Source organism: Timaviella obliquedivisa GSE-PSE-MK23-08B, from assembly GCA_019358855.1.
Taxonomy (GTDB): domain Bacteria; phylum Cyanobacteriota; class Cyanobacteriia; order Elainellales; family Elainellaceae; genus Timaviella; species Timaviella obliquedivisa.
Window position 1 is genome coordinate 625448 of the sequence record JAHHII010000001.1, and the last position, 12235, is coordinate 637682.

General features: G+C 49.7%; 15 protein-coding genes and 1 tRNA gene. 8 read left to right on the plus strand and 8 right to left on the minus strand.

Annotated features, from left to right (window positions below; translation table 11 throughout):
• Positions 1 to 61: 61 nt before the first annotated feature.
• The 3 genes from KME11_03140 to KME11_03150 form a co-directional block, all read right to left on the minus strand.
• A complete protein-coding gene (locus KME11_03140; GenBank protein MBW4514203.1) occupies positions 62 to 337 on the minus strand; it encodes a hypothetical protein in 276 nt (91 codons plus the stop codon).
• A gap of 155 nt (positions 338 to 492) precedes the next feature.
• Positions 493 to 831, minus strand: a complete 339-nt coding sequence (locus KME11_03145) for a hypothetical protein (protein ID MBW4514204.1) — start codon at positions 829 to 831, stop codon at positions 493 to 495.
• 133 nt (positions 832 to 964) lie between these two features.
• Positions 965 to 1183, minus strand: a complete 219-nt coding sequence (locus KME11_03150) for a helix-turn-helix transcriptional regulator (GenBank protein MBW4514205.1) — start codon at positions 1181 to 1183, stop codon at positions 965 to 967.
• Between the two features lie 280 nt (positions 1184 to 1463).
• Here KME11_03150 and KME11_03155 point away from each other — a divergent pair, with 280 nt between their 5' ends.
• The 4 genes from KME11_03155 to KME11_03170 all read left to right on the plus strand — a co-directional run bounded on the left by KME11_03155 (position 1464) and on the right by KME11_03170 (position 4863).
• Positions 1464 to 1733: a hypothetical protein gene (locus KME11_03155; GenBank protein ID MBW4514206.1), complete on the plus strand. Its 270-nt coding sequence runs from the start codon at positions 1464 to 1466 to the stop codon at positions 1731 to 1733.
• A 111-nt stretch (positions 1734 to 1844) separates the two neighbouring features.
• Positions 1845 to 3434 (plus strand): hypothetical protein, encoded by a 1590-nt coding sequence (locus KME11_03160; protein MBW4514207.1) that lies wholly within the window; start codon positions 1845 to 1847, stop codon positions 3432 to 3434.
• Positions 3431 to 3742 carry a hypothetical protein gene (locus KME11_03165; GenBank protein MBW4514208.1) on the plus strand — a complete coding sequence of 104 codons (312 nt, stop codon included), beginning with the start codon at positions 3431 to 3433 and terminating at the stop codon, positions 3740 to 3742. Before KME11_03160 ends, KME11_03165 begins: the two co-directional genes overlap by 4 nt.
• Before the next feature lie 434 nt (positions 3743 to 4176).
• Positions 4177 to 4863 (plus strand): hypothetical protein, encoded by a 687-nt coding sequence (locus KME11_03170; protein MBW4514209.1) that lies wholly within the window; start codon positions 4177 to 4179, stop codon positions 4861 to 4863.
• 90 nt (positions 4864 to 4953) lie between these two features.
• Here KME11_03170 and KME11_03175 read toward each other — a convergent pair.
• A tRNA-Leu gene (locus tag KME11_03175) sits at positions 4954 to 5036 on the minus strand.
• A gap of 90 nt (positions 5037 to 5126) precedes the next feature.
• Complete coding sequence (locus tag KME11_03180; protein MBW4514210.1) at positions 5127 to 5654, minus strand: porin family protein; 528 nt, start codon at positions 5652 to 5654, stop codon at positions 5127 to 5129.
• 403 nt (positions 5655 to 6057) lie between these two features.
• Here KME11_03180 and KME11_03185 point away from each other — a divergent pair, with 403 nt between their 5' ends.
• Both KME11_03185 and KME11_03190 read left to right on the plus strand, forming a co-directional pair.
• Positions 6058 to 6627 carry a hypothetical protein gene (locus tag KME11_03185; GenBank protein MBW4514211.1) on the plus strand — a complete coding sequence of 190 codons (570 nt, stop codon included), beginning with the start codon at positions 6058 to 6060 and terminating at the stop codon, positions 6625 to 6627.
• 100 nt (positions 6628 to 6727) lie between these two features.
• A complete protein-coding gene (locus KME11_03190; GenBank protein ID MBW4514212.1) occupies positions 6728 to 7564 on the plus strand; it encodes a hypothetical protein in 837 nt (278 codons plus the stop codon).
• 106 nt (positions 7565 to 7670) lie between these two features.
• Here KME11_03190 and KME11_03195 read toward each other — a convergent pair whose 3' ends face one another.
• Positions 7671 to 8417, minus strand: coding sequence for a hypothetical protein (locus KME11_03195; protein ID MBW4514213.1), 747 nt, complete (start codon positions 8415 to 8417; stop codon positions 7671 to 7673).
• Positions 8418 to 8678: 261 nt separating this feature from the next.
• Here KME11_03195 and KME11_03200 point away from each other — a divergent pair, with 261 nt between their 5' ends.
• A complete protein-coding gene (locus KME11_03200; protein MBW4514214.1) occupies positions 8679 to 9542 on the plus strand; it encodes a DNA-formamidopyrimidine glycosylase in 864 nt (287 codons plus the stop codon).
• A gap of 13 nt (positions 9543 to 9555) precedes the next feature.
• Here the strand turns inward: KME11_03200 and KME11_03205 are convergent, their stop codons facing one another.
• Positions 9556 to 10452 carry a LysR family transcriptional regulator gene (locus KME11_03205; GenBank protein ID MBW4514215.1) on the minus strand — a complete coding sequence of 299 codons (897 nt, stop codon included), beginning with the start codon at positions 10450 to 10452 and terminating at the stop codon, positions 9556 to 9558.
• Positions 10453 to 10763: 311 nt separating this feature from the next.
• Here KME11_03205 and KME11_03210 point away from each other — a divergent pair, with 311 nt between their 5' ends.
• The gene (locus KME11_03210; GenBank protein ID MBW4514216.1) at positions 10764 to 11912 is read left to right on the plus strand and encodes a hypothetical protein; all 1149 of its coding nucleotides are present in this window, start codon (positions 10764 to 10766) and stop codon (positions 11910 to 11912) included.
• A 110-nt stretch (positions 11913 to 12022) separates the two neighbouring features.
• Here the strand turns inward: KME11_03210 and KME11_03215 are convergent, their stop codons facing one another.
• On the minus strand, positions 12023 to 12181 hold the full coding sequence (locus KME11_03215; protein ID MBW4514217.1) for a PCP reductase family protein: 159 nt from the start codon (positions 12179 to 12181) through the stop codon (positions 12023 to 12025).
• Between the last annotated feature and the right edge of the window lie 54 nt (positions 12182 to 12235).

Consider the following 12235-nt stretch of genomic DNA (forward strand, 5'->3'; position numbering starts at 1 on the left):
TCCATCATTCTCCTAGTAGCTTCTTTCATGTTCAGACTCCTTTACGGTTGTAGTACACTTCTCAAGAGTTATCGTACAATTCTCGAACTTGGCTGTCTACTTCAGCCTCATAATATTCATCTTTTTCAAGTCGGTCGTTTAGCTCATTGTGCCAAGAATCAGGATAGTCGGCATTGTAGCAACCGCCTGTAGGGTCTCCATCTGCATCAGGGCTTGATAGGAATGGATCGCCCCCTTCCCTTGCTGCAAGTCCCTGTTCTTGCCCACGTCTACCCCAATCTTCTTGGGTCATATCGTCTTCACCATCATTACCGCGCCATGAAGTACCGCTAAACATAGAATTAAATTAGCTCCGTGTGGGGTTGCCAGGGGTCGAGGGTCTCAAGCTATCCCCCTGGCTTTTACATTGCCGTCTTTCCGGGCTGTCACCCCTGATGATTCATCAGTGGGAAAAGGAAGGGGCGGGAATGATCCGCCCTGGTGCCGACCTTCCTACTCTCCTGCCCAAGTGCGATAACCGATCGCCTCACTTCCAGCAAACTCAATGGCAACCCATCCAAGAGTGCCTGCCACTTTGTAATAGTCCAACCTCGCATCCATGCACTTGGGTGAGCCGAAGCGGTTTCTCATATCGGCAGAGGTTTGAGGGAAAGCAAGGTAGGAGAGATCCTCTACATCTCCTTGTGATAGCTCCCCATCAAGTCCGTAGGGGTTAGCGGCGCAGTAATCATCGACTATTGAGGCGTTGCTTGGGGGCAAGTGGACAGAACTTGCAATCATCAGTAGTGACCCTACCAACGGTAGGGATACTGGAATCATCGAACGTCGCATAATTGATAAAGCTCCATAGTTGTTTGTGAACTTGGGGTCATGCCAGTGGGTAATGCAACTACCCACTGGCTCTTGTTTGTCGCCACAGCGACAGAGGAAGGGGAGGGGACGATCCTCCCAAGTGCCAACCTTCCTAATTAATTGCGTCACCTTCAGGAATATCAGCCCGTCCAAATTGCCGTGGAATGTCGTGAACAGAGCAGTCCAGCAAAGTGCATAGGGCTTGAACCTGAGTAATGGTTAACCGAGGTTCTCGTTGACCTGATACCCAGTAATAGACGGCTCTAAGTGACACATCAAGAGCTTCTGCAACTTGTTCAGGGGTTTTGTTCTTAGCTTCCAGGAGACTCATGAACTGTGAGGGGTGTTGATTTTTATTCATCTTACACTGAACTACTGTTCATGAACAGCCGTTCACTGTAGAATGCTCTAAGAGTGAACAACTGTTCATTTTGGTTGTGCGGGACGGGGTTGATTTCGAGGTCTCACCCGTGCTGCATCCCATCAGTTTCTCAGACCTTATGAGAAACAAGGCGATCGCACCTCTTCGGGGGGCGATCGCCAATAAAAAAGCGCCCTGGTAGGGACGCTTGATTTTCGCTTTGTCAATCTAAACAAACAGTGAATTATTTATGAATACGCAAACCTCCGGATTTATTCAGCAACATTTCAACGAATTAGAAGACGAGGTTAGAACCCTCGCTGTGAAACATAACTACTTAGTAGAGTCCATCAGCCTGCTCTGGTCAGAGATCCAGCGAACCACCACCGACCCGCTAACCAGACAGCGCTGTGAAAGACGAATAGGAGAGCTAAACCTCCTACTGCATGACATTGAACCGAAACCAGAAAACCTAACCCCAACCAGTGGGCAAGTTTCACCGGACGGTATCCCCTTTTAGAGCTAAGGAGGGCGCACTCCTTACCTCTAACTCGTAAACTTTACCCATCACTAATCGTATGTTATCAGCATCTATTGAGGTGTCAATTGGCACACAGACAGGGGCGGGAAGATGGTAGCTTCTCCCTTTGCCTCAGTTCAGCACAAATTCCGGTTCGTTCCAGAGTGGGATGACTTCCTAGAGCTATTCCCTCACCGTGGCTCATACCTCTGGGCAGAACATCCAGGGGCAGGCGATCGCCCGGATTGGCAAACCGAGACGCGCCACTTGTTAAGCGATCGATTAGTCCAGCAAGGGGCTTACCTGTATGGAGTCAGGTTCGGGCAAAACACCCATTACCTGATGATTGATATCGATCGCGGTTCCCGGTTGCACCCAGCCCATGATCCATTCGCCATTGGTCGAGTCATCGATGCATTAGAGCCGCTGGGATTGGTTTCATGTGTGCCAATTCGCAGTTCCTACTCTGATGGGATTCATCTTTACTTCCCGTTTTCCCATGGGCAGAAAAGCTGGGCGATCGCCCAGGCAGCTGAGTCATTGATTCAGAGTGCTGGATTTAAGCTCGACAAAGGGCAGGTAGAACTATTTCCCAACCCGCGCCGCTGTACAGGTCGAGATTACAATGGGCACCGCCTGCCACTGCAACAAGGGTCTTACCTGCTCGATCGAGATATGGAACCCGTCCTCTCATCCCGTGCCGAGTTCGTCCGGCGCTGGAGACTAGCCGAAGGTCGAAACACCCTCACAGAAGAGACTCTTACCCTCACCCTGAAGCAATTCAGCCGCCAAGCCCCCAAAAAACTGAGGTTCTCAGCCCAAAAGTTTCTCAATGATCTGAATGCAGATGTAGAAGGCGGCTGGACAGGCTCCGGACAAACCAACTACATCCTAGGGCGCATTGCTCAACGAGAGTACGTGTTTTTCCATGCCCTCTACGGTGGATCACCCCTAAGCGGTGAACGGCTTGCCGCTCGGATCTGCGAGGTTGCAGAAGACTTACCAGGCTACAAACAGTACTGCCATCATCAATACGAGATGTTTGACCGATGCATGGAGTTTGCGCGGTCGATCGAACATAGCGGCTATTACCCGTACGGGGGGGATGTGGTGCTTAGGGTAGTTCGCAGTGACCCAAAAGCGAACTCATGGAACAAGCAACAAGCCAGTGAAGCCCGTCAAAGGATTGAATCTGCCCTAAGTGACATGACCCAGAAAGGCACGTTACCCAGTGGGATTAGAAACCTGCTCTATGCGATTAAAAGCTATGGGGTATCAGCGGGCAGTTTCTACAAAAATAGGGACTTATGGGAGGGTAAAAATCAACTGAAACCCGCTCCTGGAGCCATGATCCGACCTACTTTAGAGGAAATAGAAGAACCTGAAAACCTGAAACCCGCTCCTGGAGCCATGATCCGACCTACTGATCCAATAAGCTTGTACACTGCTGATCCGGATGACCCCCCCAAAGGGGTCAAGCCGGATTCTGCTTTAAGGGCTGTTGGGGGGCGCGGGGGGTTATCCACAAGTACAAATGAACCGCCGCCAGAACCGCCGCCCGTGGGAATCGAGTTCATCCGCCACACCCTCAACCAAATTAAGCAACGCCGCCGGCAGCCGCAGCCGCCATCGTCAGCCAGTTCCCTACCGCCGCCTGACGAAAGTTGGTTCAACCAATGGCGAACGGAGGGCACTGCATGACCCTTGCCACTCAAAAAACCTTTGTCGATGTGCTAGTGAGCATTGAGATGAAGCTAGTCAAGCTGGGATGGGTAACGATTTCCCGCAGCGGGGAACGCCGTACCGCCAATGTCACAGAACCTCGCGTGCTGAAATGGGCGATCGCAGTCTGCATCAAGTCAGGCATATCTAGCGAATTTATCAACACAGTGCTAGAAAAAACGCCGCCTGAGAGACATTGGCATCGCATTAGGGCACATCTACCCGAATCTGCCTTCTACGTCCTAGAGGGAAAACTAGACGGCTTTCTCCTGAGTGATGAACATTGATGAACATTGACGGACGCATCGCCCAAGCCAACGGGCGATTAAAAGCCGCTCGTGTGGGTGTGGCGATCGAGCGAACTGGGGGCAAGTTGCGGCTACGTGCCACACTGCCCCCGCGCCCTGGTGCGGTTCAGTCAGTCCCACATCAGCAACGAATCACCCTTGGCATTGCTGCCAGCATCGATGGCGTGAAGTTGGCAGAAGCCAAAGCGCGAGAAATTGGGGCAATGCTCACCCAAAATAAATTTGATTGGAGTCTGTACGCCAAAAATGACGTACAGATTCAGCCCCAAAACTGTGGGCAATGGGTTGAGCAGTTCGAGCAAGATTACTTCCAGAAGCGCAAACGAACTTACAAAACTGAGACCACCTGGAACGGTGACTATGCAGAAGTGTTTAAATTTCTGCCCAAAGGTCAGCCCCTCACATCGAGGCTCATGGATCAACTCATTAAGGCAACTGAACCAGACACCAAAAAACGGCAGCGCTATTGCATGGCAATGAAGGCGATCGCCAAATTTGCCGCGGTTGATTACGACCCCTCACCACTTGCCGGGAACTACTCACCCGCAAGCGCGGCTCATCGTGACCTCCCAGATGACCAAACCATCATTGAGTGTTTCCATAAAATTCCCCATTCGGGTTGGCGCTGGGTCTACGGGATGATGGCAACCTACGGGCTGAGGAATCATGAAGCCTTCAAGATTGACTTTGAGCAATTGCGATCGGGTGATCCAATTCTCTCGGTTCTGGATGACACCAAAACTAACGCCCGTGAAATCTGGGCTTGCTACCCCGAATGGGTTGAGCAATTCGACTTGTGCAATGTCCAACTGCCACCCGTTAACCTCGACCGCCCCAATAAAGCGATCGGCGGGTCGGTCTCCAAAGCATTCGCCCGGTATGAACTGCCCTTTACCCCATACGACTTAAGGCACTGTTGGGCAGTTCGGACGCTGTTGTTTGGCATGGACTACGGCATGGCAGCGCTACAGATGGGGCATTCTGTCGCAGTTCACAAAGCTACCTACCACCGCTGGATCACCCGTGATCATCTACGCAGTGCCTACAGTCGCGTCATGTTGCACCCCGATCGCCCCAAGCCACCCAAGCCACTTGCCTAAATTTTGCCTAAAAATGGGCGTTGATTCTAAAGCCTTTCTGGGCAAGGGTTACAGCGGTACTGCTACACCCTAAAACCCTCAATTGACCAATGGGGGCGGAGAGACTCGAACTCTCACGACCTTGCGGTCAACGGATTTTAAGTCCGTTGCGTCTACCATTCCGCCACGCCCCCGTCATTGGGCTGCCTCTATTAAGCTGCAGCCTTAACTATTCCATCACTTAATTGCATCATTAGTTGACTCTTAATGCAACCCCGGCAGCATTAACGCTGACCAAAGTTCCATCCGAGACCACCTTGAATAGCGGCAGCAGTACCTCCACTGTCGCGGTAAGCATCAAAAGCAATTACAGCATTGCCAAACACCACGAGGTCACTATTGGGAACTACATAGTCAATGCCAGGTTGAATAGCAAAGCTCGTTTTGTTGCCGACAGGAGAACTCGAAGTATCACTATTTTGAATAGCAACACCTGCCCCAATGTAAGCGGTTGTTTGCCAATTCAGGGGAATATCGTAAGAAACAGTCGGGACGATCGCCGTTACATCACTAACCAGAGCCTGTGCCCGCAAAGAGATAGGCAGTTCTAAAATGTTATATCGAACCGCCACGACCCCACCACCCCGTCTAGGCTCAACGTCTTCTGTGCCATCTGTAAGCCCTAAGGAACCACCAACACCGATATAACTTCCATAAGCAGCTTGAGCAGAGGCATGAGAAGCATTGAATAGCGCGACAATAGTGGCGATCGTGCTCAATGCAAGCAATCCTATTGGTAATCCCATTGGCATCCAACGTTGTCTGTTTTCTAGAAGATTCATCGCTCTACTCCTCCCTTTCCACAAAAAATTGACGCAACGTAAGCCATCAAACAATAGCTCAGTTATTATCAGAATGCCACAATCTCTTTACGTCTCTTCAGTAGATTGAAACTACAGCCCACAAAGCTTTTAGCGAATGGAGTTCTTGAGTAGAAGCCATAGATAGAAAGGACATGAATGCATCTATCCAACTCCACTCTGACTCCGCTACAAATGATAGAGAAATCCCTGAAAAATTCTAAATCAACTTTTAAGAAAACTTCATCACCTTCCAGAGTAATTGATAGCTACTCCTGAAATCAGGGCATTCTACCAATGCATATTTGGTTAGCAATAGACTCCTGTAGGCACCTATCCTGCCATGTTAAACATCTTGAGATCGACCCTTATTCTTCCACTTGCACTGCTGCCATTATTAGTCGCTAGCACTGCACCGACCTTCGCACAAGAGCGACAAGGCTGCTTTATGATCAACGCTTCAGGACGACTCATTAACCTAGGCGAAATGTGTTCAGAACAAAGCTTAGGGACTGGCGATATCCAAGTCACCTTAAAGTGGTCAACGGCGGATGACCTTGATTTAGCAGTGACCGATCCTAGTGGCGCGCAGGTCTGGTATCAAAATCCTCGGGTTGCCTCATCAGGCGAATTAGATGTTGATGCCAATGCAGGATGTCAAGCCGATACCGCAGTGCCGATTGAAAACGTGTTTTGGCCCGAAACCCAAGCGCCTATGGGTGACTACACTATTGCAGTTAATCTATATCAGCGATGTGGCGGAACTTCTGGGGCTGTCCCTTTCACCATTACTTTACTAAATAAAGGAAATACCCAAACTTTACGGGGTGAAGTAGCTGATTCAGATACACCTATTGAATTTCCATTCTCTGTTTCGTCGCAGTCCAATTCATCTCAAGCAAGTTCAGGGAGACCTGCTCCTTAAAGTTGATCAAAACCGAGTTTCTTAGAATTACATAAAGAGAAATCTCTCACTTTGTTTGCTTGCATTATCTTTGAAGTACTAGCTTTTTGGGGAGGGGGGAATGCGCCAAGTTTCGTTCATTACGGCTTCAGTGGGTCTGGCTTTGTGTTTAAGTGGATGCGGCTTGGTGGGGGGAGGGGATTCTGTGTCTCAGCAATCTCCTACCGTGTCGCCTGAATTAAGTCCTGGCATGGCAGAGCGATCGCTTAATGCTCAGCCTTTTTCTCAGTCTACGGGTAGGGGGCAAACTCAACAGAACAGACCGCGAGGCATTATGCCACCAGACTTAATTAGCTCCACGAACCCCGATCAGCGGCTCAGAGGTATTCAAAGTGCACGTCCTGATCCTTTTGCTTTAGTTCCTGTTGCTCCTTCCGTAACGATTACGAGAGATAGCCAAGCTTCGTCAGGCGCTGGGCAAGGTGCTAACTCCACAGGAGGCGGTACTCCAGGACAAGGGCTTCCGGTTCGCAGTTCTTCAGGTGGTGGCTCACTCAGAATACCTTCTGGAACACAGGCACTGCTGCCCCAGCCTATTCCTGTTTTGCCTGATATTCCCCGCTTGCCTCGAGCGCTCCCGGCTGCGCTACCGCCTCAGCCTGAGTTGGCCAGGGCTGTGAATGTATCGGGAGTAGTACAAATTGGTAGTACAATTTATGCGATTGTAGATGCACCCGATGAACCGAGCAGTCGCTATGTTCAGGTAGGACAGAGGCTCTCGAATGGGGAGATTTTGGTAAGACGAATTGATTTTAATGGTTCTGATTCATCGGTGATTTTAGAGCAAGCAGGAATGCAGGTGGTTAGAAGAGTCGGTGATGTTCCAGTAGCTCCGGTAGCGCCAACTGCTCCAGCAGCGCCTAGTGCTCCGGCTGCGCAACCAGCAGCGGCAGCATAGAAGCATCCTAGTCACTGTCAAAATTTATAAAAAAGGAGTGCTTGAACAAATCACGCACTCCTTTTTTTATGGCACTCTTTTTTATAGATTGTTCTAACCGGATGAGTTAGCTGTCTCCATGACGGATGAAGACATCGCTACGGAATTCGCCCTCGAAGCGCCGTCCATTTTTCCAGGTGCGAGTGCCTCGACCTTCTGCCATGCCGCCTCGCATTTCGCCCACATAGCTTTGAACAGAAGAGCTACGAGGATAGCTACAGGTTGCTTCGCCAGCCAGGGTGCTGTCGTAGAAGGTGCCTTCGCAGCGCACACCATTGTGCAATGTGACACCACTGCCATTGATTTGACCGTAGCGAAACTCGCCGACATAGCGAGCAGCAATCTCGGCGAATACGAAGGTTCCTTGTCCATGGGGCTGTCCGTTGTGAAAGGCTCCGGTATAAGAGTCGCCGTTGTTGTAGGTGAATGTGCCCTGACCGTTGAACTTGCCTGTGCTAAAGCCGCCCTCATAGCGATCGCCATTTGAGACAAAGAGATACATACCGTTGCCATTCGGTAAGCCGTTGCTAAATGCGCCTTCGTAGCGATCGCTATTGGCATAGACCAGCACGCCTCTCCCTTGAGGTCTGCCGTTTCTAATTTCGCCATCATAGTAGTTGTAAGGGCTGCCCGATTCTGAAGCCCGCTCGTAGAGACAGAGTCCGCGTCCGTCCCGCCCATTGAATGAGCCTGTGCATTCTGCACCATCTGTTAAATTAAGGTAATCTTGCGCCAATACTGGGAGATTTAATCCGGCAATTAAGCCCATGGACAGTATTGCGCCAATGCTCAACCGTTGAGCGAAAGAAACCATAGCTAAACGCTCCAGGTTTTAGTGATTTTTTGATTTGATGCTTTAATTTGCAGAATTCCCGGTTTTTGAAGTCGGCTAACTTGGCAACAACTTGCTCCTTATTCTTTACTTTTGGTAACAAAACTTAAGAAGATGAGTAGATCACCTGTCTGGTCTAGGAAATAGGCTGAAGGGTAATTCTTGTTCGCTCCTTCTGGTAAGGGTTTTAGGGTTAGTCAAAGTAACAGCAAGGGCTGAATAGGTTATTGAAATATTAGGAGAATGCCTGAATTACCTGAGGTTGAAACAGTTTGTCGGGGTCTAAATCAGATGACTCTGAATCAAGAAGTAAGAGGTGGGGAAGTGTTGCTAGAGCGAACCATTGCCCACCCTTTTTTGGCGGCTGACTTTTTGGCGGGGCTGACGGGGGTGGCGATCGCCCAGTGGCAGCGCCGAGGAAAATATTTGTTGGCAGAGTTAACTCGTAGCGCTCCGAAGACTACGCTAGAACCTGCGGGCTGGTTGGGCGTTCACCTCCGCATGACAGGGCAGCTTCTTTGGATGTCGCAGGATGAGCCGTTGCAGAAACATTGCCGAGTGCGATTATTTTTTCCAGGTGGGCAAGAGCTACGATTTATTGATCAACGCACGTTTGGGCAAATGTGGTGGGTGCCGCCAGAGAAGCGCCCAGAGGAAGTTATGAAAACCCTGGCGCTCTTGGGCCCTGAGCCGTTTTCGCCAGAGTTTTCGGTGCAGTATTTTGCAGGGTGGTTGGGCGATCGCCAACGCCCGATTAAAAATGCGCTTTTAGATCAAACATTGGTTGCAGGTATCGGCAATATCTATGCAGATGAGTCGCTTTTTCTCAGTAAAATCAACCCCAAAACCCGTTGTGCTGACCTGAAACGCAAGCAAATTCAGAAGCTCCACGCCAGTATTATTCAAGTCTTACAAGACAGTATTGGTGAGGGCGGCACAACGTTCAGCGATTTTCGAGATATTAAGGGCATCAATGGTAATTATGGGAATGTTGCGTGGGTATATGACCGGGAAGGATTGCCCTGTCAGGTTTGTGGAAGTTTAATTGAGCGGGTAAAAATGGCGGGGCGATCGGCTCATTTTTGCCCCCGGTGTCAGCAGCTTTAAAGTATCAGCGGCTCTAGATCCAGTTTTCTGCTTCGGTGACTTGTCTAACAATCTCCAGAAATCTCTGAACTGATGGAGCAGGATGATTACGATAGATGAGGGCGATCGCGGTTTGGGGGGATACTTCCTTCAAGGCGCGATAGACAACCCCAGTCCGTTGCAGATTTTGCAAAGAACCTGGCACGATCGCAATGCCCAATTCTGCGGCGACTAAGCTCACGATCGTTTGCATCTGAATCGCTTCCTGCACCACATTGGGGCTAAAGCCCGCCTGCTGACAAAGACTAATAATTTGGTCATAAAGTCCAGGCGCTAACGTCCGAGGAAAAATCACAAAAGACTCTCCTACTAAGCTTTGCAACGATACCTGCACCTCTTTTGCTAGAGAATGAGCTTCGGGTAAAGCCACAACTAGCGGTTCCCGAAAAATCGGTTGGAGCGTAAAAGCATCTTCTTCCACCGGAGGGCGCAAAAAGCCAATGTCCATGCGGTTTTCTTGAAGCCATTGCAACTGCTGATCGGTAGTTAACTCGTGCAGTTCAAGACTCACTTCCGGCACACAAGTCCGAAAGGTACGTAAAATTTTGGGTAGCACATTGTACGATGTCGAACTCACAAACCCAATTACCAGTTGCCCGACTTCGCCTCGGCTGACCTGCCGCCCCGTTTGAATCGCCTGATCAAGCTGCCGAAAGAGGCGTTGGCATTCTGAAAAAAAAGTCTGTCCTGCTTCAGTTAGCTTGACGCTGCGTTTGGTGCGGTAGAAAAGCTGAAAGCCTATCTCTGCCTCAAGCTGGCGAATTTGCTGACTTAGAGGGGGCTGAGCAATGTGCAGCCGTGCAGCCGCCCTGCCAAAATGAAGTTCTTCTGCAACTGCCATGAAGTAACGCAGATGCCGCAGTTCAACCATGGGATTGTCCGAGAAGGTAAGCCATTTTGATCCACTTTAAAAGCTGTCACAGGGTAGATAAGCACAAAACTCCATTGGCTACATATTTGTAAATGTGAGGAGCGAGAGTTTACACAAAAGCCTTTGGAGTCGAAACACGGACAGACGCCCAAGGGCTTTTGTATTTTAAACTTGTGTTGTTAAATGCTTGTACTGTCGGAAGCGATGTTCCTAAGTTTGTCACCAATTTTGTAACGGTGCTAAGTTTCAGGCTGAGCATCGTTAAGGTAAAACAGTTCTTACATCACTTCATAAGTTCTGGGATTACAATTATGTTTCGCTACAAACTTAGCCCTAAAAAACTTTATCCATCTCAACGGTTTTTTACATTGGCTTTGCTGAGTGCATTATTAGTCAATGGAGCTTTAGAGCAAACCGCGATCGCGGTATCGGCAAAGCAGCCCACATCTTCAGTTTCTTCTATCCCATCCATTGAACTGAGCCAAGCTCGCCCCAACCCTCGCCCATCTCGGCAAATCATTCGTCGAGTCCGCCTAGATTTATCAGAGCGCTTCAATGTTCCTCGGCAGTCGTTAAAACTGATTAGTTTTAGCCGCGAAACCTGGTCTAACGGCTGCTTAGGGCTAGAAGCACCTAACGAGCGCTGCACTGGTGCACTGGTAGAGGGTTGGCGCATTGAAATGACGGATGGGCAGCAGAACTGGGTTTATCGGACTGACTTGACTGCCCAAGTGATTCGTCCCGAGATGACTGTCGATGCAGCAGAGATTCCGCCTGATGTGAGCGAAACAGTGTTAACGACGATCGCCAAGCAAGTCCGTGCCCCGATCGCCACTTTGCGAATTACCGAGAGCAAAGCAGCAACCTGGGATGGCTGCATGGGCATCTATGAACCGGGCAGAGCTTGTACTTTTATTGCCATTCCTGGCTGGCGGATCATTGTGGCAGGAGCCAAGCAGAGTTGGGTCTATCACATTAACCAGGATGGGACGCAGATTGCTCAAAATGCTACTGCCAGCAGTAGTATGGTGCCCTCGTTTGCCACTGCCGATGAATCGCCCTACGGTCAGCCCGAGTCAAATATTGTGTTTCGTGCAATTGAGGCAGGCGGACTGGCAGGTAGAGTGACAGAACGAGTTTTAACGTCGGATGGGACGCTGTATCGTCAGGTAAAGCAGCCAAACCAGGGACAGGCGGGCTCTTCGGGAAACCCACAAGGAGTTGCTCCTGTGATTGAAAAGCGCCTCTCAAAAAATCAAGTGCAGCAGTTTCAGCAGTTGCTTGAAGCTCAACGATTCCCCAATCTCAATAACCTTAGATATTTGAGCGATGCAGCTTTTGCTGATTATCCAACCCTGACGTTGCAGGGTATGGGCAGTTCGGTGGAGTATATTGACTTAGAAATTGATCGGCTGCCGACCGCATTGCGATCGGTGATTCAGGCTTGGAATGGGTTGTAATTTTAGAATTACAACCCTTTGTTATTTACTCTAACGATAGTCCTTAAAGCAAGGGTGGGAGGGGCGATCGCTCCAAAATCTTGGCGGCAAAAAGTCTAGGGTTCGCTATATTAAGAGCCAAACTTCTTCTTTGCCTCCTCATAAACCTCGATTGTAATTTGCGTCGCCCCCACCTCCTGCGCCAACTTCTCAATTTTTTTACGGGCAGCCGGACGGACAAAAAACGGAATTTCTTTTAGACGAGCTTCAGCTTCGGTAGTCCACTCCACAGCATTTCTCCTTTTACCCTAAGACGTTATTCACTTTACCTTGTCTCTCAATAT